We start from the raw sequence: 26,641 nt of genomic DNA, 5'->3' as shown, positions 1-26,641 counted from the left end.
ACCTTACACCTTCTCTTTCACATTTTTGCCGAGGATACCAGCTGGACGGATCAGAAGAATGACAATCAAAATCGCATAGACAATGGCATCGCGGAAATCAGAAAGTCCAAGTGCTGTCGCAAAAGTTTCCAAAAGACCGATAACAAAGCCACCAAGCGCAGCACCAGGAATGATTCCAATACCACCGAGAACGGCCGCTACAAAGGACTTAATACCTGGAGTCATCCCCATCAAAGGCTCCAATGAATTATAATAAAGGGCAATTAGAACACCAGCAGCCCCTGCAAGAGCTGACCCCAAAGCAAAGGTGAAGCTGATCGTGCGATTGACATTGATTCCCATCAGCTGAGCAGCATCACTGTCTACGGATACGGCCCGCATAGCCTTACCCATCTTTGTCTTCTGCACGATGAACTGCAGAGCCACCATGAGGAAAATCGAAATTCCCAAAATCAGCAACTGAATATTTGAGATAGAAATCGGCCCTAAGTTAAAGCGTACTGTTTTAATAACCTGCGGGAAGGAACGGGTATTGGCACCGACAAAGAAAATCATGCCATACTCAAGAAGAAAAGAGACCCCAATGGCTGTAATCAAAGCCGCAATCCGAGTCGAATTTCGTAGAGGACGATAGGCTAAAAACTCAATAACCACACCGAGAATCGCTGTCCCAATCATCGCTAAAATAAGAGAAAGGAAGAAATTAAACTTCAGGATATTAATCAAGTAATAACCCATAAAGGCACCAATCATATAGATATCGCCATGGGCAAAGTTAATCAGCTTAATAATCCCATAAACCATGGTATAACCCAAAGCCAGAAGCGCATAAACACTACCCAGGATTAGACCGTTGACTAATTGTTGGAGCATTAGACACCACTCTTTCTATAATAAAATAAGGAATGGGAGAAAAATCAGCAGACTAGGTCGTGATTTTATCATCCCACTCCCAAAATACGAATAATAGTTGATTGAGAAACGAAGAAGAATAGATTATAAAACGATACTCTCTCAAATCCGCAGATTCAGAAAGAAAGAAATCATCTACTAACTTGCTCAAGCAACTAAAAATAGAAAACAAGTCAAAGACTGGGATAGCCCCAGCCTCGTAATTCTTATTCCGCTTTAACTGTTTCTACAGTATCTACTTGACCGTCTTTCAAGCCAATCATCAAAGCTGTTTTCACTGGATTGTGATCTTTATCAATAGTGATTGAACCGGTCACTCCATCGAAATCTTTAAGCTTAGCCAAGTTGTCTTTGATATCTACAGAAGTTTTAGCACCTTTGGCTGCTTCTGCTGCCATATAAACAGAGTCATATGCCAGAGCTGCAAACATAGATGGCTCTTCTTTGTACTTAGCTTTGTATGCTTCAACAAACTTCTTAGCTTTTTCTGACATTTCACCAGAAGTTGTAAAGCCAGATACATAGTAAACATTTGTAGCTGCAGCTGGAGTTGCTTGCTCAACGAACTTAGCATCACCAAAGCCATCAGGACCAACGATTGTTTGGTCAATACCCAAACCACGCGCTTGATTGACAATTTTACCAGCTTCTGTATAGTAACCTGGAACAACCAGAGCGTCAAATTCTTTGCCCTTAATCTTTGTCAAAGCAGCCTGGAAGTCTGTATCCTTGGATTGGAAAGTTTCTGTTGCTACAATCTCACCTTTGAATTCCTTCTTGAAGGCATCCGCCATTCCTTTAGCGTAGTCACTGGATTGATCATAGTAAAGAACGACTTTCTTAGCTTTCAAGTTGTCAGTGACATACTTAGAAATGATTTTACCTTGGTAGCTATCAATAAAGGTAGCACGGAAAAGATAATCTTGCTTGTTGGTCAGGTCATCCTGTGTCGCACTTGGTGTAATGATTGGCACACCTGCTTTAGCAGCATTTGCAGTAGCTGAAGCTGTAGCTCCAGAAGTCGCAGGGCCAATGATTGCATTTACCTTGCTTTGGGTAACCAAGCTAGTAGTGATGGTAGATGCTTCAGCTGTTTCTGATTTGTTATCCTTATCAGTAACTTCAATCTTCTTACCATCTACGCCGCCAGCAGCGTTGATCTCATCAACTGCCAACTGAGCACCATGTTGTTCAGCTGTACCGTAGGCTGCTACTTCACCTGATTCTTCAAAGTTAAAACCAAATTTAATCGTATCGCCAATTTCTGTACCAGTTGCCGTTGAGTTGTTATTGGATACTTCTCCACAAGCTGCGAGAAGGGCCGCACTAGCAAAAGCTACTAGGGATAGTGCAAATTTTTTCTTCATTCGGAAATCTCCTTAAGTGATTTGATTGATGATATAGTAAGAATATATCGAATTATCTGACAATTGTCAACCCTTTATAGAAATTTTATCAAATGATAACGTTTTCTTGCTCTCTATACAGGCTTCCAACAAAGTTTTGATCTAGTTCTTTTATGTGAGAAATCCGAACTTGCTTAACATAGCGCTCCTTGGGCAGATTCTCCTGTAAGTTCTGGGCTTCTTCTTGCTTGACATAGAGATGCAGATAGCGATGCTTCTTAGAATGATAAATAATATCCCCAAAGTTTGCCAGCTTTTTGGCATCTCGATTATAGTAAAGATAGACAATCAAGCCCACTCTTTCTTCTCTCTCTATCATAAAACTCCTTTCCGGTCCATGTAGTTCTTAGATGATTATAGCAAAGATAGGTCAAAAAAACTAGCCCTGAAAAGCTTTATAGTCAGCTTAAAACACCGGAACTTGGTAGCTTGTCAGATTCAAAACAGCAAAAAAGGAGCCGTTTTTGGCTCCTCCTATGTTAGTTCAGATTGCTATTTTCCATGATTTCATCAATAAAGCCGTATTCCAAGGTTTCCTGAGCACTCATCCAGTAATCGCGTTCCGCATCCTTATGGATTTGCTCAACGGACTTGCCAGAGTTCGCAGCCAAGATTTTTTCCAAGGTATTCCGAGTTCTAAGCAAGTGCTCAGCTACAATGGCCATATCCGTTTGCTGAGTGCCACTTCCAGCTCCGCCCATTGGCTGGTGAATCAGATATTCTGCATTTGGAAGCATGAAGCGTTTGCCTTTGGCACCACTGGAAGCAATGACCGTTCCCATGCTGGCAGCTACACCCATAACAATGGTCTGAACATCAGACTTGATGAAGTTCATAGTGTCCACAATAGCCAGACCTGCTGAAACGGATCCACCCGGCGTATTTACATAGAGATAAATATCTTTAGTATTGTCCTGTGCATCCAAGAAAAGGAGTTGGGCAATGACTGAATTAGCCATATTATCCTCTACTGGACCAGTCAGCATGATAATCCGATCTTTTAATAGCCGAGAATAAATGTCATAGGAGCGCTCCCCTCGGCTGGTTTGTTCAATAACTACAGGAATCATAGTTTTCTCTCTTTCTCTTTTTAAAATTTTCTATCAAACTAGGGAATAGAATTTCAAATTACGAGACTATTATATCCTTTTAGTCAAAAAAGGTCAAATAGAAACTTCTACTTGGTTCCGAAAAGACGATCTCCTGCATCTCCCAGTCCTGGTACGATATAACCATGGTCATTGAGATGGTCATCTAGAGCAGCTGTGAAAATATCAACATCTGGATGAGCTTCCTGCAAAGCTTTTACTCCTTCAGGCGCAGAAACTAAACACACAAATGTAATGTGGCTAGCACCACGTTTCTTCAAAGAATCCACCGCCAAGATCGCAGAACCACCAGTAGCTAGCATTGGATCCACAACAAAAATCTGACGTTGGTCAATATCTTCTGGCAGCTTGACCAGGTATTCAACCGGCTTCAAGGTTTCCTCATCACGGTACATTCCGATATGGCCGACCTTAGCTGCTGGAACCAAGCTCAGAAGTCCATCCACCATGCCAATACCAGCTCGCAAGATTGGTACAATAGCTAATTTCTTCCCTGCAATCTGTTTTTGGACTGTTTTAGTAATTGGTGTTTCAATTTCTACATCTTCAAGTGGTAAATCGCGCAAGACCTCATATCCCATGAGCATTGCGATTTCATCAACTAATTCACGAAATGCCTTGGTAGAGGTATCTGTACGACGCAAGATAGACAATTTATGCTGAATAAGCGGATGAGCGATAACTTCAAGTTTTCCCATGATTGGATTTCCTTCTTTCAATTTATTCCTCTTATTATATCAAAAAAAGAGTGAAAAGGCTTGCCATAAGCAAGCCTTTTCAAGGATTTTCTGTACTTTACTTCCGTAGACTATAACACATAATATAAAGGTATTTGAGAAATAAATCAAAACAGTTTTTGATTTATTTTGGCAATACCTCTGCAATACGGGAGCAGATTTCTTCAACCATCGTCTCTGGAGCAGCAACATTTAGGCGGGCATGACCTTTACCTTCTTGGCCAAAATCACTTCCCCGATTCAGGACAACCTTAGCCTCTTCTCGCAGCATCTGGAAGAGCTGGTCATCTGTCAGGCCATAATCTGAAAAGTCCAGCCAAATCAGATAAGTCCCTTGAGGCTTCATGACTCGAAGGCGCGGCGCTTCCTTGGCAAAATAATCAACCACAAAATTCACATTTTTCTCCAGAACTTCCTTGAGTTCCATCAACCAAGACCAACCGTAACGATAGGCTGCTTCTGTTGCTAAAAATCCAAGACCAGGAATTTCATGCTGGTTGTTGGCCAGCTGGCGTTTTTTAAATCGTTGCCGCAAGCTAGGATTTTCAATCACAGCATAGGAATTTTTAGTCCCAGCAATATTAAAAGTCTTCGTCGCACTGGCTAAAATCAGGCTAAAGTCCTTAAATTCAGGCGAGACAGTATTAAAAGACTGGTGTTCATGGCCAAACAGCGTCAAGTCTTGGTGGATTTCGTCTGAGACCACGAGGACGCCGTACTTTTGGCAGAGGCGGCCAATTTTCTCTAATACTTCCCGTTCCCAAACTCGGCCTCCGGGATTATGAGGATTACATAGAACATAAATCTTGACTTCATTGTCTGCAATGTCCCGCTCTAGCTGCTCAAAGTCAATCTGAAAGAGACCGTCCTGCTCTATCAGAGAATTGGTAATAAGCCGCCGATTATTGAGCTTGACACTGCGGGCAAAAGGTGGGTAAACAGGAGTGTTGATTAGAACAGCATCACCTTCCTTGGTAAAGGCTTGGATAGCCGTCGAAATAGCAGGAACAACCCCCTCGATAAATACCAAAGCATCCCGATCAAAGGTATAGTCGTGCTCATCCCGCTCCCAATCAAGAACAGCATTGATTAGCTCTTCACTAGCATAGGTATAGCCATAGACTAACTGATTAGCATAGTCATGAACAGCTTGCTGGATTTCAGGCAGGACTTCAAAATCCATATCTGCAATCCAGGCTGGCAGGACTTCTTTGTCCTTCTCCACTTCTTTCCATTTATAAGTATGATGCCCCACACGACAGGGGGCTTTTTCAAAATTATATCTTCCCATATTATTCATTCTCCAAGGCTGCTCGTAAATCGTCTACCAAATCACGACTATCCTCAATTCCAATCGACAAGCGCAGCAAATCATCAGTCAAGCCATAAGAATGACGCACCTCCACCGGAATGTCTGCGTGAGTCTGGGTCGTCGGATAGGTAATCAGACTCTCTACTCCGCCCAAACTTTCCGCAAAGGTAAAGACTTTCAGGCTATTTAAGAGATGAGGAATCTTCCCTTCGTCCACAACTTTAAAGGAAATCATACCGCCCTTGCCTGGATAGAGAACCTCTTTTACCGCAGGAGATTGCTTCAGAAAAGCGACTACTTCTTGCGCATTCTGAGTAGAACGCTCCATGCGGAGAGCTAATGTCTTGAGACCACGCAAAAGCAGATAGCTGTCAAAAGGAGACAGGACTGGCCCAGTTGTGTTGAGGTTATAGAATAGCTTATCATAAATAGCAGCATCATTGGTCATGATAGCTCCAGCCAAGACATCATTGTGCCCGCCTAGATACTTGGTCGCAGAGTGCAGAACAATATCAGCTCCATCCTCCAGTGGTCTTTGGTAAATAGGACTGTAGAAGGTATTGTCCACAATGACAGCTGTTCCTCGCTCATGAGCTGCTTGCGAAATGCGGGCAATGTCAAACTCTACCATAAGAGGATTGGTCGGTGTCTCGATATAGACAATATCTATATCCTCTGTCAGATTATTGAGTAGTTCTTCTTCTGTATTGGCATAACTAAAGGCAAAACGCCCTTCTGCTTCAGCTTGGGCAAACCAACGGAAAGATCCGCCATAGAGATCCCGAACAGCCAAAACCTTACTGCCGACTGGAAAGGCACTAAATGCCAGCACAATAGCCGACATACCAGAGCTAGTTGCTAGTGCATAGTCTGCGCTTTCGATAGCAGCCAGAGTCTCTTCCAAGCTAACCCTCGTTGGATTCTTCGTCCGAGTATAGTCATAACCTGTTGACTGGCCAAACTCAGGGTGCTGGTAGGTCGTTGAAAAATGCAGGGGTGTTGTTAAAGCACCAGTTGTTTCATCTTTTTTTACCCCAGCCTGAGCCAGTAGTGTATTTAATTTTACGTCCTTACTCATATTAACCTTCCAATCCTTCGCTAATATTTCACCCTCTATTGTAACATCTTTTGAAAACATTTATCTTTTTTCTTTTCAAGAGCTAGCTATAGTTTGAAACTATAATGTTAAAGTTTTAGAAAAACAAAGCTAAAAATTAAAAAGCCATATGGCTTTTTAATAGATATGAAAGCGTCGGCGCAGACTAGCCGCTTTTGAACCGATAAAGCGATCCATAAGGCGAACTTTGAGCGCCAGTCCGCCATAGACAGCGAGACCGATACCGCCAATCAGAGCGATATAGATAAAGCTGGAAATCCGACCGCTTGGATGAAGGAAGAGACCGATAAGAAGCTCTGCCACCAAGACAAAGATGCACATCAGAACTGTCAGAATCACTGACAGAAGGCTCCGCTTAAAGAGATTCTTAGGATTCAGACCTGTTACCTTGCGAATTTCCTGATACATGAGCAGGATTGGGATAATCAAGCCAACTGTCGTCGCAAGAAGAGGACCATAAGCTTTAAAAATATAAATCAAGGGTACTTGCAGCACCAACTTGACTCCCACTCCATAGAGGAAGTAAATAATAGCTTTTCGATTTTGGAAAAGGGCCTGAATCATCGGAGCTAACACCGTATATAGACTGAGGATAATGGTCTGCAGCATAGCAAAGATGAAAAGGCCTAATGCTAAGCCATCTGGCTTGCCATAGAAGACAGTATACAGAGGCTCCGCAACCAAAACAGCACCAATAGTTGCTGGCAGGATAAAGAAAATCAGCATACTAAGATTATCCTGCACCAAGCGGGCAGCCGAGCGAAAATCACCTTTGACATAGTTCTCGGTCAAGAGAGGAATCCCGACACCGCCGATAGAGGTAGCCACTGCAATTAAAATCATGGTAATTTTATTAGGATTAGCTGAGAAATAGGCAAACTGAACCAATAGCTCGGACTTGCTGTACTTGCTAATCCAGCCCATGACATGGATAAAGGTAGATTGGTCAATAATCTGAAAAAGCTGAATGGCAGATCCTGTTATAATGAAAGGAATGGCCTCCCGAATGGTATCCCAGAGGAGGGCACGGCCATTAATCTCTGTAGCATTAACAGGTTTATGAAGGATGGAAGTCAGCATCCCTGTCTTCCAGAGATAGAAGGCTAAGACAGCCATGCTGGCCAGCATACCAATAAAAGCTGCAAATGTTGACTGGGTAACTGCTTCTACATAGTTGCCAGAACCGATTTTCATGATGAAAAAGGCTGTCAGCAGCATCCAAATAACCCGAATGACCTGCTCCGCAATCTGACTGATGGCATAAGGCTTGAGATTGTTAAAGCCCTGGAAAAAGCCGCGGATGACACTCATGGATGGGAATATCAAAACAGCCAAAGAGAGGCTCTGCATAACAGGAACCAAGTCCGCTCCGCCGCCTGACATAGAAGCAAAAACTGGTGAGAGCAGGTACATAATCACTGCAAAGACAGCTCCCAAAAGCAACATAAACTTTAGAAACTCTCGGATGAGAGTAAAGCTGTGCTCTTCCTTGTCAATGGTATTGTACTTAGCTACCTGCTTGGCTACTGCCACTGGCACGCCGGCTGTCGAAATCAGTAAAAACCAGGCATAGATATTGTAGCCCATAGTAAAAAGGCCGTTGGCCTCAGCGCCGTGCTTGCCCATCCAGATATACCAAGGAATGATATAGATGGCACCCAGAAGACGACTGATAAAATTGCTGGCAGTTAGCCAGGCAGTTCCCCGCAGCATCTGCTGCTGCTGGCTTGTTGTTTCTTGGCTCATAGAAAACCTCTTCTATTTATTCTTCTTTTATTATAAACTTTTCCTTGCCTCTTGTAAAACCCAGCCATAAGGTTTACAATAGATTTATGATTAAAATTGAAACCGTATTAGATATTTTAAAAAAAGACCATAATTTTCGTGATATTGTTAAAGACGGAGAATACTTCTTCTCTTATAGTGGCTTGACTTTCGATAGTATCAGCTATGACAGCAGGGAAGCGGATGCCTCTACCCTCTTTTTTGTCAAGGGTGAGGCTTTTAAGAGAGAATTTCTAGAAAAAGCCGTCACAGCTGGCCTGCGCTTTTATATTAGCGAGACAGACTTTCAAGTGGGCATTCCGGTCCTCTTGGTCAACGATGTCAAGCAGGCCATGAGTCTCTTAGCCATGGAATTTTACGGCCATCCTGAGAAAAAGCTCAAACTGCTGGCCTTTACTGGCACCAAGGGAAAGACAACTACAGCTTATTTTGCCTATCAAATCCTTTCCCAAAGTCATCGGCCTGCCCTGCTCTCGACCATGAACACCACTTTGGATGGCGAGACTTTCTTCAAGTCAACTCTGACCACACCAGAGAGTCTGGATCTTATTAAAATGATGGCCCAAGCCCTTGCAAATGATCGGACTCATCTCATCATGGAAGTCTCCAGTCAGGCTTATCTCAAGAAACGGGTCTACGGCCTAACCTTTGATGTCGGTGTCTTTCTCAATATCAGCCCCGATCATATCGGCCCCATTGAGCATCCAACCTTTGAAGATTACTTCTACAATAAGCGGCTCTTGATGGAGAATAGTCGAGCAGTTATCGTAAATAGCGACATGGATCATTTCCAAATCGTGAAAGAGCAAGTCGCTTCTATGGAACATGATTTCTATGGAGCAGGCTCAAGCAATACTATCACGGATTCTCAGGCTTTCAGCTTTGAAGCGACTGGTAAGTTAGCTGGCGATTACGATATCCAGCTTATTGGCCACTTCAATCAAGAAAATGCAGTAGCGGCTGGTCTTGCCTGTCTGCGTCTGGGTGCTAGCCTCGAAGACATCAAAAAAGGAATTGCCGCAACCCGAGTCCCAGGCCGTATGGAAGTTCTGACTCAGAAAAACGGCGCCAAGGTCTTCGTTGACTACGCTCACAATGGTGTTAGCCTAAGCAACCTGCTGTCTGTGGTAGAGGAGCATCAGAAAGGCAAGATTATCCTCCTCTTGGGGGCTACCGGAAACAAGGGTGAAAGCCGCCGCAAAGACTTCGGTCTCCTACTTAATCAGCATCCTGAGCTGACTGTTATCTTAACTGCGGACGACCCTAACTATGAAGATCCTCTAGCCATTGCGGAGGAAATCGCATCCTACATCTCCCATCCAGTGGAAAAAATAGCAAACCGTGAAGAAGCCATCAAAAAAGCTCTCAGTCTGACTGAGCGAGAGGGAGATGCCGTCATTCTAGCCGGTAAAGGAGCAGATGCTTACCAGATCGTAGAAGGAGAAAAAGTAGCCTATCCAGGAGACTATGCTCTTGCAGAAAAGTATTTATAAGAAAAAAGGCGTGGATATCGCCTTTTTATTGTCGTTTGGTAAAAATTACCGCCATTTAATCAGCACATACATCAAGCTAGAGCCAAACATATCCGCCAAGGCGTGCATGAGAAAGAAAGGCAGGAGGTTCTTGACCTTGTACTTGTAAAGGAAATAGTAAAAGAGACCGTACACCACTCCGATAACCAAGGCCCACAGCATGCCCTGATAGGTATGGAAAGAAATCCGAATGATAGTAGAGTAGGCCAGAGCCCACCACTTATACTTATCCTTAACAGAGGTCATAAGCCCCAGAAAGAAGAATTCTTCATAGAAGCCATTGAGAAGTCCGTAGAGGATGGCCATAGGTGTCAGTTCAGCAAATTTCCGGAAGATTTCTAACAGGTCCACATAAGACCAGAGGGTTGAATCAAAGTAATTATACTCGCCGCTCAGTGTCGTCACAATATCACCAAAGAACCCTACCGCTACAAAAATAAGGGGAGTCCAGAGGAGAACTGACCAGCTCAGACGGATAGGAAACTGCTTAAAGTCAAAGCGCCGAAGCAACAGATAAAGAATGGTCAAGCCCAGCATCAGCAGCTGAAAATTGAAATTGCTAGAAAAAGCCGCTCCCTCAGTGGATGTATTAGTCACCGTTTCAGTCGCTCCTGTGCTGGCGGCTGGTGCAAAGCTAGCTAAATAAAGCTCCGTTGAGCGATAAATAAACTGCCCAAACATGAGCAGGGTAATCACTGCAATATCAAACCACCTCAGCTCTTTCAAAGGCTTAGAGGGGCGTAGGTTTGTCAATAATTTCATCATATTTCCTTTCACCACCTGTAAATTTATGTCATCATTTCAGGTTCTTTTTTATATTTCTATCTTAGCATGAAAAGCTTAAATTTTTATTATTTACAAATTTATAAAACTTTTTTATTTTATTTTTATTAAATTGTCAGAAAACTCTTTTTTTAGAAAAATTTTTATGGTATAATAAAAAGAGTGATTCTGATAGAAGAATCAGCCAGAAAGGAAGTCTATGTCCACTATCTCTGCAGCAAGTATCCAGGTCGCCTACGATCAAAAGGTTATTATTGACGGACTGGACTGCCAACTAGCCGAGGGAAAGATTACAACTATTATCGGTAGCAATGGCTGCGGTAAATCCACTCTTCTCAAGGCTTTTACCCGTATTTTACCGACAAAAGTCGGCAGCATAACCCTGGATGGACAGTCCATCGCCCTACTGCCGACCAAGGAGGTAGCCCAAAAGATTGCCTTGCTGCCCCAAACCATGGAGGCAACCGATGGCATCACTGTTTATGACCTGGTCTCTTATGGCCGCTTTCCGCATCAAACTGGCTTGGGCCGGCTCAGTACAGAAGACCGGGAAAAAATCTGCTGGGCTATGGAAGCAACTCAGGTCAGCGAGTTTTCGGACTGGCAGGTGGATGATTTGTCTGGAGGTCAGCGCCAGCGCGTCTGGATTGCTATGGCTTTAGCTCAAGATACAGAGACTATTTTTCTGGACGAGCCGACCACCTATCTGGATATGAATCACCAGCTGGAAATCTTGGAGTTGCTGAATGACCTCAACCAACTCAGCGGAAAAACCATTATCATGGTTCTGCATGACATCAACTTAGCTGCCCGCTTCTCCCATCAGCTGATCGCTATGAAAAATGGGCATATCCGGTATCAAGGAAGTGTTGAGCAGGTCATGACCTCGGATATTCTGAGAGACATTTTTCAGATTGAAGCCCAGATTATTCGGGATCCTATTCAGGATAAGCCGCTCTGCCTCAGCTATCAACTCCTTAAATAAGCAATGTCTTCATAGATAAGTTTCCCATATCTTCTTCGTGGATACAGCTTCTAAACTTTTTATAAAATTGGAGGGAAAAATGAAAAAGTTTTTATCATTTGCTACCCTTACTTTCACCATCTTCCTTTTAGTTGCATGCGGCAGCTCATCTAAATCTGAAAACTCTGCCTCTTCAGAAAAGGTCGAGCTATCCAGCAAGCCCAAAATTGACGGATTCCACTACTACGGCGATATTCCCAAAAATCCAAAACGAATCGCCAGCCTCTCCTCAACCTACACCGGCTATTTGCTGCAACTAGGTTTCGACCCTGTCACTGTAACATCCTATGATGCTAAAAATCCTGTCCTCAAGGAAAAAGTCAAAAATGCCAAGGTTCTGATGCCGGAAGATTTAGAGTCTATCGCCAAGCAAAAGCCAGACCTTATCGTGGTAGATGCTAGTGACAAAAATATCGATGAACTAAAGAAAATTGCTCCAACTATTGCCATTGATTATGGAAAAAATGACTATTTAGAAATCCTGAATCGCTTTGGCCAAATCTTTGGTAAGGAAAAAGAAGCTGATCAATGGATTGCCGATTGGAAGAGCAAAACAGCTGATATCGGCAAGCAGTTAAAAGAAAAGCTGGGACAAAATGTCACTTTCACAGTTGTCGGGCTATATGAAAAGGAAATCTACCTCTTCGGTAACAACTGGGGACGAGGCGGAGAAGTTATCTACAAATCTCTGGGATTTGATGCCCCGCAAAAGGTGAAGGATGAAGTATTCCCAAGTGGCTACTTGCAAGTCAGCCAAGAAACGGTGAGTGAGTACATTGGCGATTATGTCTTGGTTGCAGCTGAAGATGATAAAACAGGCAGTGCTCTTTACGAAAGCGATGTTTGGAAATCCATTCCCGCTGTCCAACAGAACCATATTTTAAAAGTGGATGCCAACGCCTTTTATTTCAACGATCCATTGACACTTGAATACGAACTCAAAACCATTCAAGATGGCCTTGAAAAAATGAACTAGGCCATTCCTTGCAGAAAACTTAGACTAGTAAAAAACATTGCTAGTAAGCGATATATCTCATGACAGCTATTTGATTTTCGACTATATAAAGGATTCCAGATGACGCTTCATTCACTCTTCACTCAAAAAAATAGGCCAAACATCTTTTGGCTTGTTTTTTTCGCCCTCATTCTCCTGCTAATTAGCGGACTCTATCTCTACCTGCGCTTTGGCATTCCCAGCTACTCCCATAGGCAACTGATAGAAACGCTGATCCATCCTTTCAAGGAAAGTCCAGCCCAGAACATCATCATAGATCTGCGCTTACCTAGAGGAATTGCAGCTCTGCTAGTCGGAGCTAGCTTGGCCGTTTCAGGAGCCATCATGCAGGGGATTACCCGCAATGCCATTGCTGATCCGGGACTTTTGGGGATCAACTCTGGAGCTGGCCTAGCGCTCATCTGCGGTTATGCCTTTTCTAAGAGTATACACTACAGTAGCATCCTCCTGCTCTCACTTGCAGGAGCCTGTCTAGCCAGTATTCTGGTTTTTAGCCTCTCCTACCATCCTAGAAAAGGTTTTGAGCAACTACGACTCGTCTTGTCCGGTGCCATGGTAACAACACTCCTGACTGCCATCGGACAAGGCTTGACCATTTACCTCAACCTGACCAATGCTGTCATCGGTTGGCAGGCTGGAGGGCTTCTAGGAACCAATTGGAAAATGCTGCAAATCATTGCTCCCTTTATCTTATTAGGCCTCTTACTGGCTCAGCTATTTTCACACCAACTAACCATTCTCAGCCTCAATGAAACAGTAGCCAAGGGCTTAGGCCAGCGAACGACTCATATGACCCTGCTCTTTCTAAATCTTGTTCTACTGTTATCAGCGACAGCCGTTGCCCTAGTAGGAAGCCTAGCCCTCGTCGGACTGATTATTCCACACTTTGTCAAAACCATCAGTGGAAAGAACTACCAAAAAATCCTGCCACTGACGATGCTAACAGGAGCGCTCTTTCTACTAATTTGTGATTTTGCTGCGAGTCATATGGTCGGTCTGCCTCTTAGCTCTATTATCAGTCTCGTTACGCTACCAGTCTTCCTGTGGCTGATGAGAAAGGGGGCCTTCTATGAGAGATAAAAAACGGATTCTTTTGGTTCTAGTAAGCCTCAGCCTCCTGACTTTCCTAATTTTCCTACTATCTCTATCATCAGGCGATCAGGAATTTAACGTCGGTGAAGCTTTTCGATATCTGCTGGGGCAGGGAGATGATGGCAGCACCTTTATCATGGAGCAGATCCGCTTGCCTCGAATTCTAGTCTGCCTTCTAGCAGGAGCTTCGCTAGGGATGAGCGGTGTACTGCTGCAGACCTTTACCCGAAACCCACTTGCTGATTCGGGAACCTTGGGAATCAATGCCGGAGCTGGTGTTATCATTACTCTTGCTATCAGCAAGTTAGAAGTGACCGATCCTTTCTATATTCGCTATCTTCCCTTTATCGCAACCTTTGGCGGTATGCTGACTGTAGCCCTTATTTACCTGATCTCACATCAAAAAGGCCAAGCTATAAGCCCCGTCAAGCTCATTATCGCTGGTGTGACCTTGTCAACCATCCTGTCTTCTAGTATGATTGCCATCACTGGCCGTGTCAATCAGAATAAACTGACTTATGTAGTTAGCTGGCTAGCTGGTAAGATTACGGGTAATAACTGGGAAAGTCTAGCTATTGCTGGCCCCTTCTTGCTTTTATTCTGGCTGCTGACCTATCTGCGCTCCCACAAGCTCAATATCCTCAGTCTAAATGAAGAAACAGCTCTAGGCCTGGGGCTTCATCTAAAAAGAGAGCGGCAGATAACCCTGTTATTAGCCAGTGATCTCGTCGCCTTTAGCCTATCTCTAGCTGGAAATATAGTCTTCATCGGTATGTTGGCTAGCCATATCAGCAAACGATTCCTGCCTAGCGATCATCGCTTGCTCTTTCCAGCCGCCATGCTGCTAGGTGCCTTTATCATGACAGGGGCAGATATGATTACAAGAACCTTCCTCATCGGAAGCTCTGTCCCGACAGGCATTTTGATTTCCATTATTGGAGCCCCCTACTTCCTCTACCTTATGTATCAACATAAAAAATAATCAGCCGAATAATCGACTGATTGTTTTTTATTTATCCAAGCTGTTTTTGATACCTTCAACGGCACCTTCTACAGCTCCTTTAGCATCTTCAGCAACTTCTTTGGCTTTAGCAACTGTTTTTTCTACAAAGCCTTCTGCTTCAGTCTTGTTATCGCCTGTAACTTTGCCCACGCCTTCTTTAACAGCGCCTTTAGCTTCATCGAATTTATTTTCTAGTGACATAATTTTGCCTCCATTCTTTTTTACGGTTTCTGATACCGTTTACAGTAGTATAAGTTTTTTCTTTTCAAAGGTCAAATATTCTGCTCATTCTATGAGAAAATCAGTCCAGCTGGAAAGTCAATCTCTCCTTATCAAAGCTGACCTGCAACTCATACTTGCCTGCTTCGTTTTGCCGGATATAGCCCAAGATTACTAGGCTATCGACAAAAATGTCCCGCCGCTTCTGCATGAGCTCATCCTTGCGGACATACTTGAGAAGAAAGGTCGTCATATACTTTAGTGCATACTCAGGATTGACATCGCCCAAGACAGCATAGAGGGGCTTTTGTGCCTCAGACAGCGGATATTGGTGCTGCATCTTGTAAAAATAATTAGCCAAGGTCAGCTTATCCCGCTGAAAATCTGTCTCTTCCAGCAAGACCGCCGCATTGGTCTGATTGGAAAGCTGGGTCTCAAAGCGCAGCTCCAACAATTCCTGATAGAGAGGGCTATTATCACGGATAAAGACCTCCTGGTCCAAACGTAAGTCCTCCAAACTTTCCACAAAAGGCAGCGTCAGATAATATCGCTTGTTTTCCCGCCGGATATAGCCTGCCTTGATATAGTCCTCTATCGAGCGGTCAATATTAGCCACGTCCTCAAACTCTCGCTTAATCTCACGTAGAATCACCGTCTCATGCTGATCCAAATAATCAATCAGCTCCTGAAAAAAAGATTTACGCGTCAAACGGCTGGGGTTGATGATTTTAATCATGAAGTTCTCCTTTGTAGATGAGTTTTCTTGACTGAGCCAACTGGCTAGGATTCGTCCCAGGCTGATTTAAGGGCACATCTAAGCCCAATTCTCGATAATACTCCTGCCAAAAACCAGAAATCTGATTTTCCTCATCACCAAACTGCATGGGAATCGTATCAAAAATCGGCAAAATTTCCGCAATATACTCCGAACAGTAAAAACCATTGGACTGAGGATAAAAGCTGAAATTGTAAGGCATTCCTAGATGTAATTTGGCTCTTTTAAAGACAGCTTCTGCTTCAATAGCTGGATAGCGATACACGTCATACCCAACATCCTCATCCTGCAAAAAATCAGACAAGTCTTGATTGACAACACCCTTCTCATGAGTTGCATGAAAAATCTCACCATTAAAAAAGATAGCCACGTGGCTATATGAACCCGTTGCTGCTCGAATGGCTGCAGCAATTTCTGAAGCTCCGACTGTAAAAATCAAATCTCCGTCTTGTAAATCTTGAATCTTCATTTCTCTCGCCTATCAAAAAAGGAGCCGAAACTCCTTTTTAGTATGAGGGGAATAGCCCCCACCTAGTAACCTATTTCGTCAAATGAGCTCTTTAAGCATTAAAACTTGCTGTCAGTTGAGGCACCACTTGCTTCTTACGAGAAACAGCGCCTGCTAGGAAAGCATGGTTATTCTCAAGAGCAAAGTTAAAGGCTGCTTCGACCTTGTCCATATTGTTTCCGATAGCCAGAATCTCTGAGTCTGAGTTGATAATGTCTGTAATCATCAAGACGAAGTCAGAATAGCCATTGTCAGCAATTGCTTTTTCAATAGCCGCTTCGATTTCTGCCTGACGCTCCAAAACTTCAGCAATATCAACTGTGTTGACCTGTGCCACACGGACATTGTTTCCGTTCAGCTCAAAGGTTTTAGCATCAATGTCAATCAATTCTTCAGCAGACTTGCTAGCCAAGTTTGTGCCTGCCTTAAGCATTGCCAAACCATACTCTTCCAAGTTGACACCAGCCAACTCAGCCAATTCTGGAGCAATGGCCTTGTCAGTCGGGTGGGTAGTTGGTGACTTGAGCAAGAGAGTGTCAGAGATCAAACCTGACAGCAGCAGTCCTGCAATCTCTTTTGGAACTGCTACGCCGTGCTCCTTGAACATGCGGTAAACAATAGAGGAAGCAGATCCCACTGGCTCCAAGCGCATGTAAAGGGGGCTAGCTGTTTCAAAGTTGCCTACACGGTGGTGGTCCACCACGCCATAAACTTCAACTTCTGCAATATCTGCCACAGACTGCTGGAATTCATTGTGGTCTGTCAGGATAACTTGCTCAGCTCCCTCTGCCTTTGCAGATGTAATCACGCGCGGTGCAGCCACGCCAAAGTAATCCAAAACAAAGGCTGTTTCTTCATTAGGCTCCCCCAGAGCAACAACTTCTGTATCCAAGCCATAAGCTTCGCGAGCCAAGTAAGCAAAAGCGTAAGATGAACCAATGGCATCTGAATCAGGATTTTGGTGACCGAAAACTAAAATTTTAGACATGATAAACCTCTTCTTTTATATAATGTTTATTGCATTTATTTTACCATAATTACAGGCATTTCACAAAAGCAGAAGGACATTTTCTTAAGAAAAATGGACTGGTTAGCCCACCAGCCCATTTATTCATACTCAAAGTAGATTAGCTATTATGCACCCGATTCATATACTCTGTATAGGACTCCGTCTGCATGAGTTCCTTAGCATTCTTGACCCGATCAGCTGTCGGAGGCTTAACCCCTTCCAGCTTGTAAGGGATACCCAGCTCCCGCCATTTGAATTCTCCCATAGTATGGTAAGGTAGAATTTCAAACTTATCAACATTCTTCAGCGTCTTTACAAACTTACCTAGCTCAATCAGGTCATCATCACGGTCGGTCAATCCCGGAACCAAGACATGGCGTATCCAGACTGGCTTTCCAATGTCAGACAGGTACTTGGCACAAGCCAAGATATTCTTGTTGGTCTGGCTGGTCACAATTTTGTGCTGTTCTTCATTAATCTCTTTGATATCAAGCAGGACAAGGTCGGTAACTGCCATGAGTTTGTCAAATTTTTTCAGATAGCGAGGCGTATTTCTAAAAGGCAGGGCACAGGTATCCAAAGTACAGTGGATACCCAGTTCCTTAGCCTTGGTAAACAAGGCAATCAGAAAATCAATCTGCAGCAAGGCTTCTCCTCCACTGACGGTGATGCCGCCTTTATTGCCCCAGAAACCCTTATAACGGAGAGCTTCTTGTAAAACATCATCCACCGTTCGCAACTGAGATTTGTTGGTCTCCATCTCCCAAGTATCCGGATTATGGCAATACTGGCAACGCATATGGCAGCCCTGCAAAAAAACAATAAAACGGATACCCGGTCCATCAACTGCTCCAAAGCTTTCGGTGGAGTGGACCATGCCCGTTACCTTTCCATAATCAACTGCTTCTTCAATTTTCTCTTCAACCATAGCGCAACCTCTTAACTCTGAAAGCGTTTTATAACTAACTACATTATAACATGATTAAAGCAAAAATAGACTTAATTTGCCTATTTTTTAGAAAACAAACTGTTTTTCAGTTTCATTTTCAGTGTTTTACAACAGATAAAACTTTAGGGCGAAAGCAGTAAGCAAAAAAAATCAGGGCAGAATCTTTATTCCACCCTGATTTCAATTTTAAACTAATTTTAGTTAATTTCTATTTCTCTTTTTGAGAGTAAAAGCAAACATCAGCAAGGTCAATCCCAAGACTGCCCAGCCGCTGGTATTTTGACCGGTCTTCGGGAGTCCCTTCTTCTTGCTGCCAGCTGTCTGACCTTTTCCAGTTTGATTGGACGATGGAGGATTGGTCTGAGACGGAGCTCCTTGATCTGCTGCTACAGAAGATTGTCCAGTTGATTGAGACGACTGGGAACTGTCAGATGTTGAAGCTGCAACATCCTTAGAAAAGTCCAGCTGCACCACTACTGGATCATGGTCTGAAGCTCTGCCATGTTCCTCCATGAAAGAGGCATTGATATGGACAGGCGCAAAGACTGCCTTGCCTGCCAGGTTCTTCGAAATGAAAATGTTATCCAAGCTTTGGTTGCTGCCCCGGTAGAAGTAGGAATAACGGTCAGCGGCATCATGCTCCTGCATGAGATTAATCAGTTCATTACCCGCCAGTGCTTTAGCCGTTTCGGAAAATTCAAAATCATTAAAATCACCAGTCAGCACAAACTTAAGGTTAGGATTTTGTCTCAGCCCTTCTTGAACAAAGCTATTTAAAATTTTAGCCTGTTCTATCCGGGCAGCCTGCGTATGCTGAACTGCTGGTTGAGCGGAGCCATAAACAGCATCATCCCCAATCTTGGACTTCAAATGATTGGCGATAACAACGATATGCTGTCCCTTGAATTCAAACTCAGCTGCCAAGGATTTACGAACCTTGGTAAAAGCCGGATTTGTTGGAGCAATCCGGGCAGGATTCTTAACCAAATGGCCACCGGAGAAGCTAGCTGCTTCGTCACTCGTACCAGCTTCTTTTTCGACTAACTTCACCCGGTTTGGATCGTAGAGAAAGGCCACACGGATATTAGAGCCAGGCTTGCCTCCATCTTGACCGTCAAATGGTGCAACTTCAGTGTACTTGTAAGTTTTTCCGCCCAGTTCTTTGATGCGGGCCGCTAGTTTCTCACCGCTTTTGACACCGCTGGTCGTTCCGTCATTAACACTGCCATTCTCATCTTGAACTTCAATGAGCGTGATGATATCTGGACTATGAATTTCATTGATAAAGGAATTGGCGATTCTAGTCACTTTTTCCTCAGGCGTTTCACCTTTTTTAGCATTAGCAGAAAAATTCTCGATATTGTAGGAAGCAATGGTCAGCTTGTCCTCGCTTGGATAGATAGGAGAGACCTGTCTCTGCAAGCCACCGTCCACCAAATCAGGCAGCTGAGTCGGCTCCAACTTGTAAATCTTCCCACGATAGGTCACGACTCCGACCAGATCACCATTGAAATAATCCTTGGCCTTGGCAATGAATTTATTGCCAACATAGACTGGAATGGTTGCGGTATTTTGAGCGTTTGGACGAAGATTGAGACCTCCGATATTGTTTAATGGCAAGGCTTGGTAGCCTTCAGGTAAGAGATAAATGTCTCCACGGTACTGCGGGCCTAAAACGCGGGGCCTCTTCACCGTCGTCAACATTCCTTCCAAACTTTCCCAGTAGTCCAAAGCTTCACTTTGAGGCTGATAATTATTAATATCGTTATCGACCGTATCCTGAGGCATATTAGCCACGATGTCTACTGGAGCAGGCAAATCAGCTTTCCCTTCCTTGGTCACCTTGGAAGCGACAAGCATGGTAACTGTCAAACTATCACTGGGCTTGTTGAAAGTTTGCCCCTGACGAACGCTGAGCTCTTCCATATAGCCTTCTTTAACGCGACCTTCAAGACTAAGTTTGTCTCCGACATCGACTTTTTCTTTAGAAACAACATAAAGAGCATCAGAAGTCCTACTGTTTCCATCAGTAGTCACGTCTTGAACATAAAAACCATAACGGTCTGTTTTCGTCACAACTACATTGGAAACTTGAACTTCCTTGTCCTCATAGGGAGAGGCTTGTGATTCTCCCTGAATGGTTCCCACATTGGGCACAATTTCAGGTCCACTAGCCACAGCCTGTGCTGCAGCAGGGGCTTGGTCTGCCTTTTCCACTGTCTCTGTAGAAGCTGGCCTTGACTCTCCCGATTCTGCAGATGGACTCTCAGCTTGACTGGCAACCGACGCATCGCTGACGGCCGGATTCTCTGTAAGAGCTGCCGCATCTGAAGTCGACGAACTTACTGCTTCTTCTGCTCCGACCGGTCGGACAGAAAAAAGCAGGGACAGAAAAGCAGCTAGCAAGACCACTGTGGGAAAGAGCCGCTTGTAAGAAACTTGTTTTTTCATGAACTTCTCCTTTTCTGTATAAATGTATATTATCCTATTTAATTTTTATTATAAAGAAAAGAATCAAATTTTGCAAAGGCTTTCTCAAAATTCTGTATTAGTTTCTCTCTCTTCAAAAAAAATACTTGTCTAGTCTGGCCCAACACATAAAAAAGAATCTGGAATTTTTTCCAGATTCTTTCGAGACTTTAGTTTTCACCTACTAAGATTGCCAAGGTTTCATATGGCTGAAAGGTCATCACATGGTCAATCTGAGCCTTGCCATAGTTGGATAGGAGAACCTGACCATTTTGATAATCCGGCAGGATGTCCAGCGTAATCGGATCAGCATAGAAGTTGTTAAGGACTAAAAGCTTTTGTCCTTGCCACTCCCGCTCAAAGGCATAGACCTGAGGACTGTCCTCATAGGCTGGCTGATAGCTGCCCTCTGCGATGATAGGTAGTTCCTTACGCAGGGCAATCAATTTCTGATAAAAGGTAAAAATCGGTCCCTTGATTTCATTTTCCACATTGATAAGAGGATAGGATTTGCCCGCCTTCAGCCATGGAGTTCCTGTTGTAAAACCTGCATTGACTGAATCATCCCACTGCATAGGCGTCCGAGAATTATCACGAGATTTAGCCTTGATAATCCTGAAGGCTGCCTCTGGCGATTGACCTTCAGCAAGCAAACTCTGGTAAGCATTGAGAGACTCAACATCCACATAATCTTCCATGGATTCATAGTCAGGATCCACCATGCCAATCTCCTCACCCATGTAGATATAAGGCGTCCCGCGTGACAGGTGAATACTGGCTGCCAACATGGTTGCCCCTTCATTACGAAAATTCTCTACATCGACAAAGCGGTTGAGAGCTCGCGGCTGATCATGGTTGTTCCAGAAAAGAGCTGACCAGCCATCATGATCGCTCATTTCCTTACCCCAAGTATGGAAGAGGCGTTTTAACTCTTCAAAATCAAAAGCCTTAAGAGTCCATTTCTGTCCAGCTTCATAGTCCACCTTGAGATGATGGAAATTAAAAGCCATGGACAGCTCCTGCCGGTCGGGAGCCGTGTAAAGAATACAATTTTCAATCGTCGTAGCACTCATTTCGCCAACCGTCATAACGGAATCATCCTGACCAAAGGTTGCTTCGTTCATCATACGCAGATAGTCATGCACAATTGGCTTATCGGTATAGGCTGGCTTGCCCTCCTGCTCTGGACAGTCCGTCAGCACCTCATCTTTTCCAATGACATTTATGACATCAAAGCGGAAGCCCTTGACTCCTTTGTCCCGCCAAAAATTCACCACTTTAAAGAGCTCTTCACGAACATTGGGATTGCGCCAGTTAAGATCAGCTTGAGTCACATCATAGAGATGCAGATAATATTTGCCCGTATCGCCAAATGGCGCCCAGGCACTGCCGCCAAACTTGGACAGCCAGTCCGTTGGCTCATCTCGCAGGATAAAGAAGTCCTGATAGTAGGAATCCCCAGCCAGCGCCTTTTGGAACCAATCATGCTCAATCGAGCAATGATTGAGAACCATATCCAGCATAAAGTCAATACCATGCTGCTGGCCGACCTTGACCATCTCTTCAAAATCCGCCATATCTCCAAAGATAGGATCAACCGCAGTATAGTCAGAAATATCATAACCATTGTCCCGTTGCGGACTCGGATAGAAAGGATTGAGCCAGATCATATCCACTCCCAGCTCTTTCAGGTAAGGAAGTTTTTCAATAATCCCGCGAAAATCTCCCAAACCGTTGCCAGTTGTGTCTTTAAAAGATTTTGGATAAATTTGGTAGACAACCTTTGTTTTATCAAGTGTCATATTTTCTCCTTTTTTGAGAAAAGGGACAGATTTTAAAGCACCGTCCCTTTCTATAAGTCATTTCATTTTTCTTTAAAGTGGATTAGCTGCCATCAACTGACTTCCTCGCTCAACTGCCTGAGGAAGTTGTTCAAGCACCTCCACCTCGTACTTGTCTGAGTTCGTAATGATGACTGGTGTTTCTGTTACATAGCCTGCTTTCTTGATCATGTCTATATCAAAGGAAATGAGCTTGTCACCTGCCTTGACCTTATCTCCTTGAGACACATAGCCCTCAAAGCCTTTGCCTTCCAGATTAACAGTATCCATTCCGATATGCATCAGGATTTCAACACCTTCATCTGACAGGATACCGATGGCATGCTTGGTTGGGAAGAAGACTGTTACTCTACCATTGACTGGTGAAACCAACTCACCTTGGCTAGGAACAATGACAACTCCACGCCCCATCAAACCTTGTGCAAAGACAGGATCTGTTGCCTGACTCAATTCTTTGACTTCTCCTGCCAGCGGACTAGTAATCGTTACAGGAGTTGATGAATCAGCTGTTTTCACCTCTGGAGATGACTCGGTTTTGGATGGCCCGGCAAATTCAGCCTCTTCCTGGGCTGCAAACTCTGCCTGCAATTCTGGATCTTCCTCTGTCTTCGTCAAGAAGCTTGTCTTGTGGAAAAAGAAAGTCAGGAACATTGGTACAAGGATTGCTACAAGCATAACTAGAAGGAAAGGAAGCCAATAGTTTGCTTGAATAGAAAGGATAGCTGGTAAGCCTCCGACACCAATACCAGTTGCTGTAACATTAAAGCTAAGGGACAAGACTCCGGCAATAGACGAACCAATCATCCCCGCCACAAATGGATAAACGTACTTGACATTGACCCCGAAGAGAGCTGGCTCAGTAACTCCAAGGTAAGCAGAAATGGTTGCTGGAAGCGAAATTTGTGCCTCTCTTTCATCACGACGATGCATGAGATAGTAGGCAAATACAGCTGAACCTTGAGCAATATTAGACAGAGCAATCATGGGCCAAAGAGCTGTTCCACCATAATCATTGGCTAACTGTGTATCAATGGCATTGGTCATATGGTGAAGACCTGTAATCACAAACGGAGCATAAAGAGCACCAAATACTGCACCAAACAACCATTTGAATGAACCTGTCAAACCAAGAAATACGAACTTAGACATGCCTTGTCCAACCCACCAGCCAAAAGGTCCTAAAACCGTGTGAGCCAAAATCAGAGCTGGAAGCAGAGAAAGCAAAGGAACAAAAATCATAGAAATCACTTCTGGAATCCGTTTACGCCAGAAAATTTCTAAGTAAGAGAGAGATAGGCCAGACAAGAGAGCCGGAATGACCTGACCTTGGTAACCATATTTGTGAAACTTAAGTATTCCAAAATACCAAGTGAAGTCTTTAGCAATCACAGCTTTAGAGGTATTGGCTACATCATAAGCATTCAACAAATGTGGAGAAACCAAACAAATTCCCAAGACAATCCCAAGAATCTGACTGGTTCCCATCTTACGGGAGATAGACCAAGTAATTCCCACCGGCAAAAAGTGGAAGACTGCTTGTGCCGGCAGCCAAAGAAAGTCGTTGACATTGCTCCAGAATTTAGATACATCAACAATTGTATTATAAACGGGCTGCCCATTTTTTACTTGTGCAACTCCGTCAACAATCTTTCTACCCAAAGCTTCAATTTGAACGCCTTCAAGGACATTGCGGAAGCCAAGGATTAACCCTCCGACAATCAAAGCTGGAATGATAGGGGTGAAAATTTCTGCCAGAGTGGCCATAACCCGCTGAAGGGGATTTTGCTTGCTCTTAGCAGCAGACTTGGCTGCTTCTTTTGATACTCCCTCAATACCTGATACAGCAGTGAAGTCATTGTAAAAGATTGGCACATCATTTCCAATGATGACTTGGAATTGCCCAGCATTTGTAAAAGTTCCCTTGACCACTGGGATTGTCTCAATGGCCTTGACATTGGCCTTTTTATCGTCGCCAAGTACAAAGCGCATCCGCGTTGCACAATGGCTAACTGCTGTGACATTCTCTTTGCCGCCGATTGCATCTAGCAGATCTTTAGCTTCCTTCTCAAATTTTCCCATTTGACTAATGGCTGAATGAGAATCCAGCACTCTCCTTATATTTTTTACGAGTCGGTTTTTCAACACATCTCTACAAATTATTGTAATCGATTTCAAAGATGTATGCAAGTTGTTTGTTGAAAAAAGCCCTCGTTTTTGATAAAATTTTCTGGGTTGTATGTAAAAAAGAAAACAAGTGGAGTTTATGATGAAGAAATATAAACAATTATTCAAACAAATTGAGAAAGATATTTTAGAGGAACGTTATGCAGTCGGAGACTTCTTGCCCAGCGAACACCAGCTGACAGAAGACTACCAGGTCAGCCGCGACACTGTTCGCAAGGCTCTGGCGCTGCTGCAAGAAGAAGGATTGATTGAAAAAGTCCGCGGACAGGGTTCCAAAGTCATCAAGCATGAACAGTTTGACTTTCCTGTGTCTAAGCTGACCAGCTATCAAGAAGTAGTCAAGCAGAATAATATGCAGTCCAAAACCAATGTTGTCAGCTTGGAAAAGATTACCGTAGATCAGAAACTGTCCGACATCACTGGTTTCCCTCCCTACCGACTGGTTTGGCGAATCGTCCGTCAGCGCGTTGTAGACCAAGTCGCCTCTGTCTTAGATATTGACTATTTAGACAAGGGAATCGTCCCTGACTTGACAAGGGAAATCGCTGAGCAGTCCATTTATGCCTATTTGGAAAATGACTTAAAACTTAACATTGCCTATGCCAAAAAGGAATTTACCATTGACCACGCCAATGACCAAGACAAGATTCTCATGGACCTAGGCAAGGACCAGCAAGTCGTCTCTGTCAAGTCTCAGGTCTATCTGGCAGACGGCCGCCAGTTTCAATATACTGAGAGCCGGCACAAGCTAGACAAATTTCGCTTTGTGGATTTTGCTAAGCGTCAGAAAGAATAACCTTGATTTCCATCCAGACCACAAAACCACCTCTGCCTTCCAGCTGGCAGAGGTGATTTCTTTTATGAGTAGTCTAAGGCTGCTTTGTTTTGGAGCGACAAAGAGCCTCAAAATTTCTTTTTACTTGTTTTAGGAGATTTATATGAAAAAATTAGTTAAGGGCTTCTGCTGCTTTTTAAACGTTACTGATTCTTATTACTTCCTTTCTTACTTTTGCGCCTGAGAGAATGTCAATACTTGCTTATCATATAGGCTAACTTTAGATTTCATTGGACTGTCCTCATTTCTATTTTGATGGTATTAGTATAATCCCAGAAACTTAAGACAGACTTATAAAAAACTTGAAGGAAACTTAAAAGGCTGACATTAAATATCACTTTTTCATACTGCATTGATATATGATATTTTTACAGTCTATACTTGAGAATTCTCAGCTTTCCTTCTTTTATAATATTCATCCTCCAATCGGTCTAAGTCTTTCCGATATTTAGCGGTTATTTCTTCCCTCTCTTCACTAAGTGCATCAAAAAATTTTCTGAAAGACAAATCAAATTGTTCCATATTGTCATTCATCTTACTAACTGCTCGATATATCTCATCAGTTGAATGATTTCTAGAATAGTAAAGCAATTGTTCACTTAATAAATCCGTCTTTCTCCGAGCGTCTAATCTCATAGAATCCAGTGCTTCTTCAACTTGCTCTATTTTCTTTAATTCTTGCTTATATTTCTCTTCTAGTCTGAATATCTGTTCCATAGCAGACCTCATTTAATAGGGGTTTGCAGATTTGGTTGTGGAATATTTGTTAGATAATTTGTCGCAGCTGTCGCAGCATTACCAGAAAATCCACCCTTTAGACTGTTATTGAGAGTAGCAGTAGCAAAATCAGACATCTGTAGCTTTTGCTCAGCCAACCAAGCAGCTAAAAGACTAGACTGCGCTGTAACCTTAGATTTCTCCGATTGAATCAGAGCATCGATCATCTCCCGTTCTTGAGCCTTCATTAGTTCAACAAGATTATTATTCGCTGTTAATTCTATTCTTCTGAGATTTACCATAGTTCC

The 26,641-nt window shown here is 43.5% G+C and carries 25 protein-coding genes; 6 read left to right on the top strand and 19 right to left on the bottom strand.

Features of this window, described 5'->3' with window-relative positions; all coding sequences use genetic code 11:
- Positions 1 to 3: 3 nt before the first annotated feature.
- From O3621_RS00240 to O3621_RS00205, 8 genes are all read right to left on the bottom strand, one after another.
- Positions 4 to 873 (bottom strand): branched-chain amino acid ABC transporter permease, encoded by an 870-nt coding sequence (locus tag O3621_RS00240; protein ID WP_002897070.1) that lies wholly within the window; start codon positions 871 to 873, stop codon positions 4 to 6.
- 245 nt (positions 874 to 1,118) lie between these two features.
- Positions 1,119 to 2,279, bottom strand: a complete 1,161-nt coding sequence (locus tag O3621_RS00235) for an ABC transporter substrate-binding protein (RefSeq protein ID WP_223313399.1) — start codon at positions 2,277 to 2,279, stop codon at positions 1,119 to 1,121.
- 88 nt (positions 2,280 to 2,367) lie between these two features.
- Positions 2,368 to 2,637 carry a YlbG family protein gene (locus tag O3621_RS00230; protein WP_002920616.1) on the bottom strand — a complete coding sequence of 90 codons (270 nt, stop codon included), beginning with the start codon at positions 2,635 to 2,637 and terminating at the stop codon, positions 2,368 to 2,370.
- A 160-nt stretch (positions 2,638 to 2,797) separates the two neighbouring features.
- Positions 2,798 to 3,415 carry an ATP-dependent Clp protease proteolytic subunit gene (locus O3621_RS00225; RefSeq protein ID WP_314449401.1) on the bottom strand — a complete coding sequence of 206 codons (618 nt, stop codon included), beginning with the start codon at positions 3,413 to 3,415 and terminating at the stop codon, positions 2,798 to 2,800.
- 80 nt (positions 3,416 to 3,495) lie between these two features.
- Positions 3,496 to 4,125, bottom strand: coding sequence for a uracil phosphoribosyltransferase (gene upp, locus O3621_RS00220; RefSeq protein WP_002894672.1), 630 nt, complete (start codon positions 4,123 to 4,125; stop codon positions 3,496 to 3,498).
- Between the two features lie 163 nt (positions 4,126 to 4,288).
- Positions 4,289 to 5,464 (bottom strand): MalY/PatB family protein, encoded by a 1,176-nt coding sequence (locus O3621_RS00215; RefSeq protein ID WP_371513228.1) that lies wholly within the window; start codon positions 5,462 to 5,464, stop codon positions 4,289 to 4,291.
- Positions 5,457 to 6,614 carry a cystathionine gamma-synthase gene (locus O3621_RS00210; RefSeq protein ID WP_371513226.1) on the bottom strand — a complete coding sequence of 386 codons (1,158 nt, stop codon included), beginning with the start codon at positions 6,612 to 6,614 and terminating at the stop codon, positions 5,457 to 5,459. Before O3621_RS00210 ends, O3621_RS00215 begins: the two co-directional genes overlap by 8 nt.
- Positions 6,615 to 6,710: 96 nt before the next feature.
- Positions 6,711 to 8,339: an oligosaccharide flippase family protein gene (locus tag O3621_RS00205; protein ID WP_371513225.1), complete on the bottom strand. Its 1,629-nt coding sequence runs from the start codon at positions 8,337 to 8,339 to the stop codon at positions 6,711 to 6,713.
- 86 nt (positions 8,340 to 8,425) lie between these two features.
- Between O3621_RS00205 and O3621_RS00200 the strand changes: the two genes are divergently transcribed.
- Positions 8,426 to 9,871 (top strand): UDP-N-acetylmuramoyl-L-alanyl-D-glutamate--L-lysine ligase, encoded by a 1,446-nt coding sequence (locus O3621_RS00200; RefSeq protein ID WP_314449307.1) that lies wholly within the window; start codon positions 8,426 to 8,428, stop codon positions 9,869 to 9,871.
- 45 nt (positions 9,872 to 9,916) lie between these two features.
- Here O3621_RS00200 and O3621_RS00195 read toward each other — a convergent pair whose 3' ends face one another.
- Complete coding sequence (locus O3621_RS00195) at positions 9,917 to 10,675, bottom strand: CPBP family intramembrane glutamic endopeptidase (RefSeq protein WP_371513222.1); 759 nt, start codon at positions 10,673 to 10,675, stop codon at positions 9,917 to 9,919.
- 217 nt (positions 10,676 to 10,892) lie between these two features.
- Here O3621_RS00195 and O3621_RS00190 point away from each other — a divergent pair, with 217 nt between their 5' ends.
- The 4 genes from O3621_RS00190 to O3621_RS00175 all read left to right on the top strand — a co-directional run bounded on the left by O3621_RS00190 (position 10,893) and on the right by O3621_RS00175 (position 14,806).
- A complete protein-coding gene (locus O3621_RS00190; protein ID WP_314450535.1) occupies positions 10,893 to 11,678 on the top strand; it encodes an ABC transporter ATP-binding protein in 786 nt (261 codons plus the stop codon).
- Between the two features lie 79 nt (positions 11,679 to 11,757).
- Entirely contained in the window at positions 11,758 to 12,693 is a 936-nt protein-coding gene (locus tag O3621_RS00185) for an iron-hydroxamate ABC transporter substrate-binding protein (RefSeq protein WP_314450533.1), read from the top strand.
- A 99-nt stretch (positions 12,694 to 12,792) separates the two neighbouring features.
- A complete protein-coding gene (locus O3621_RS00180; protein WP_314450531.1) occupies positions 12,793 to 13,812 on the top strand; it encodes an iron ABC transporter permease in 1,020 nt (339 codons plus the stop codon).
- The gene (locus O3621_RS00175; protein WP_314449946.1) at positions 13,802 to 14,806 is read left to right on the top strand and encodes an iron ABC transporter permease; all 1,005 of its coding nucleotides are present in this window, start codon (positions 13,802 to 13,804) and stop codon (positions 14,804 to 14,806) included. Before O3621_RS00180 ends, O3621_RS00175 begins: the two co-directional genes overlap by 11 nt.
- A gap of 27 nt (positions 14,807 to 14,833) precedes the next feature.
- Here O3621_RS00175 and O3621_RS00170 read toward each other — a convergent pair whose 3' ends face one another.
- The 8 genes from O3621_RS00170 to treP all read right to left on the bottom strand — a co-directional run bounded on the left by O3621_RS00170 (position 14,834) and on the right by treP (position 24,676).
- Positions 14,834 to 15,028, bottom strand: a complete 195-nt coding sequence (locus O3621_RS00170) for a CsbD family protein (RefSeq protein ID WP_268684583.1) — start codon at positions 15,026 to 15,028, stop codon at positions 14,834 to 14,836.
- A gap of 100 nt (positions 15,029 to 15,128) precedes the next feature.
- Positions 15,129 to 15,782 (bottom strand): DUF1803 domain-containing protein, encoded by a 654-nt coding sequence (locus O3621_RS00165; RefSeq protein WP_314449941.1) that lies wholly within the window; start codon positions 15,780 to 15,782, stop codon positions 15,129 to 15,131.
- The gene (locus O3621_RS00160) at positions 15,775 to 16,290 is read right to left on the bottom strand and encodes a YiiX/YebB-like N1pC/P60 family cysteine hydrolase (RefSeq protein WP_314449939.1); all 516 of its coding nucleotides are present in this window, start codon (positions 16,288 to 16,290) and stop codon (positions 15,775 to 15,777) included. The genes O3621_RS00165 and O3621_RS00160 overlap by 8 nt, the downstream gene beginning before the upstream one ends.
- A gap of 91 nt (positions 16,291 to 16,381) precedes the next feature.
- Positions 16,382 to 17,317: a manganese-dependent inorganic pyrophosphatase gene (locus O3621_RS00155; protein WP_314449937.1), complete on the bottom strand. Its 936-nt coding sequence runs from the start codon at positions 17,315 to 17,317 to the stop codon at positions 16,382 to 16,384.
- A 139-nt stretch (positions 17,318 to 17,456) separates the two neighbouring features.
- Positions 17,457 to 18,266, bottom strand: coding sequence for a pyruvate formate-lyase-activating protein (pflA, locus tag O3621_RS00150; protein ID WP_002905907.1), 810 nt, complete (start codon positions 18,264 to 18,266; stop codon positions 17,457 to 17,459).
- A 222-nt stretch (positions 18,267 to 18,488) separates the two neighbouring features.
- On the bottom strand, positions 18,489 to 20,738 hold the full coding sequence (locus tag O3621_RS00145; RefSeq protein WP_314449934.1) for an endonuclease/exonuclease/phosphatase family protein: 2,250 nt from the start codon (positions 20,736 to 20,738) through the stop codon (positions 18,489 to 18,491).
- A 188-nt stretch (positions 20,739 to 20,926) separates the two neighbouring features.
- Positions 20,927 to 22,558 carry an alpha,alpha-phosphotrehalase gene (treC, locus tag O3621_RS00140; RefSeq protein ID WP_314449932.1) on the bottom strand — a complete coding sequence of 544 codons (1,632 nt, stop codon included), beginning with the start codon at positions 22,556 to 22,558 and terminating at the stop codon, positions 20,927 to 20,929.
- Between the two features lie 72 nt (positions 22,559 to 22,630).
- Positions 22,631 to 24,676 (bottom strand): PTS system trehalose-specific EIIBC component, encoded by a 2,046-nt coding sequence (gene treP, locus O3621_RS00135; protein WP_314449930.1) that lies wholly within the window; start codon positions 24,674 to 24,676, stop codon positions 22,631 to 22,633.
- Positions 24,677 to 24,863: 187 nt separating this feature from the next.
- Here treP and treR point away from each other — a divergent pair, with 187 nt between their 5' ends.
- On the top strand, positions 24,864 to 25,577 hold the full coding sequence (gene treR / locus O3621_RS00130) for a trehalose operon repressor (RefSeq protein ID WP_172454778.1): 714 nt from the start codon (positions 24,864 to 24,866) through the stop codon (positions 25,575 to 25,577).
- Positions 25,578 to 25,991: 414 nt separating this feature from the next.
- Here the strand turns inward: treR and O3621_RS00125 are convergent, their stop codons facing one another.
- The gene (locus tag O3621_RS00125) at positions 25,992 to 26,333 is read right to left on the bottom strand and encodes a hypothetical protein (protein WP_223311173.1); all 342 of its coding nucleotides are present in this window, start codon (positions 26,331 to 26,333) and stop codon (positions 25,992 to 25,994) included.
- Between the two features lie 8 nt (positions 26,334 to 26,341).
- Positions 26,342 to 26,635 carry a hypothetical protein gene (locus tag O3621_RS00120; RefSeq protein WP_011837335.1) on the bottom strand — a complete coding sequence of 98 codons (294 nt, stop codon included), beginning with the start codon at positions 26,633 to 26,635 and terminating at the stop codon, positions 26,342 to 26,344.
- Positions 26,636 to 26,641: the final 6 nt, after the last annotated feature.

It is taken from the genome of Streptococcus sp. 20925_1_22 (genome assembly GCF_041431685.1).
GTDB lineage: Bacteria > Bacillota > Bacilli > Lactobacillales > Streptococcaceae > Streptococcus.
Note: the sequence above shows the minus strand (reverse complement) of the source record. Positions and strands in the feature narration are given on the sequence as shown.

Coding starts and splice junctions, on each gene's coding strand:
- O3621_RS00240 (WP_002897070.1), bottom strand. CDS start 873: ATGCTCCAACAATTAGTCAACGGTCTAATCCTGGGTAGTGTTTATGCG.
- O3621_RS00235 (WP_223313399.1), bottom strand. CDS start 2,279: ATGAAGAAAAAATTTGCACTATCCCTAGTAGCTTTTGCTAGTGCGGCC.
- O3621_RS00230 (WP_002920616.1), bottom strand. CDS start 2,637: ATGATAGAGAGAGAAGAAAGAGTGGGCTTGATTGTCTATCTTTACTAT.
- upp (WP_002894672.1), bottom strand. CDS start 4,125: ATGGGAAAACTTGAAGTTATCGCTCATCCGCTTATTCAGCATAAATTG.
- O3621_RS00215 (WP_371513228.1), bottom strand. CDS start 5,464: ATGAATAATATGGGAAGATATAATTTTGAAAAAGCCCCCTGTCGTGTG.
- O3621_RS00210 (WP_371513226.1), bottom strand. CDS start 6,614: ATGTTTTCAAAAGATGTTACAATAGAGGGTGAAATATTAGCGAAGGAT.
- O3621_RS00205 (WP_371513225.1), bottom strand. CDS start 8,339: ATGAGCCAAGAAACAACAAGCCAGCAGCAGCAGATGCTGCGGGGAACT.
- O3621_RS00200 (WP_314449307.1), top strand. CDS start 8,426: ATGATTAAAATTGAAACCGTATTAGATATTTTAAAAAAAGACCATAAT.
- O3621_RS00195 (WP_371513222.1), bottom strand. CDS start 10,675: ATGATGAAATTATTGACAAACCTACGCCCCTCTAAGCCTTTGAAAGAG.
- O3621_RS00190 (WP_314450535.1), top strand. CDS start 10,893: ATGTCCACTATCTCTGCAGCAAGTATCCAGGTCGCCTACGATCAAAAG.
- O3621_RS00185 (WP_314450533.1), top strand. CDS start 11,758: ATGAAAAAGTTTTTATCATTTGCTACCCTTACTTTCACCATCTTCCTT.
- O3621_RS00180 (WP_314450531.1), top strand. CDS start 12,793: ATGACGCTTCATTCACTCTTCACTCAAAAAAATAGGCCAAACATCTTT.
- O3621_RS00175 (WP_314449946.1), top strand. CDS start 13,802: ATGAGAGATAAAAAACGGATTCTTTTGGTTCTAGTAAGCCTCAGCCTC.
- O3621_RS00170 (WP_268684583.1), bottom strand. CDS start 15,028: ATGTCACTAGAAAATAAATTCGATGAAGCTAAAGGCGCTGTTAAAGAA.
- O3621_RS00165 (WP_314449941.1), bottom strand. CDS start 15,782: ATGATTAAAATCATCAACCCCAGCCGTTTGACGCGTAAATCTTTTTTT.
- O3621_RS00160 (WP_314449939.1), bottom strand. CDS start 16,290: ATGAAGATTCAAGATTTACAAGACGGAGATTTGATTTTTACAGTCGGA.
- O3621_RS00155 (WP_314449937.1), bottom strand. CDS start 17,317: ATGTCTAAAATTTTAGTTTTCGGTCACCAAAATCCTGATTCAGATGCC.
- pflA (WP_002905907.1), bottom strand. CDS start 18,266: ATGGTTGAAGAGAAAATTGAAGAAGCAGTTGATTATGGAAAGGTAACG.
- O3621_RS00145 (WP_314449934.1), bottom strand. CDS start 20,738: ATGAAAAAACAAGTTTCTTACAAGCGGCTCTTTCCCACAGTGGTCTTG.
- treC (WP_314449932.1), bottom strand. CDS start 22,558: ATGACACTTGATAAAACAAAGGTTGTCTACCAAATTTATCCAAAATCT.
- treP (WP_314449930.1), bottom strand. CDS start 24,676: ATGGGAAAATTTGAGAAGGAAGCTAAAGATCTGCTAGATGCAATCGGC.
- treR (WP_172454778.1), top strand. CDS start 24,864: ATGAAGAAATATAAACAATTATTCAAACAAATTGAGAAAGATATTTTA.
- O3621_RS00125 (WP_223311173.1), bottom strand. CDS start 26,333: ATGGAACAGATATTCAGACTAGAAGAGAAATATAAGCAAGAATTAAAG.
- O3621_RS00120 (WP_011837335.1), bottom strand. CDS start 26,635: ATGGTAAATCTCAGAAGAATAGAATTAACAGCGAATAATAATCTTGTT.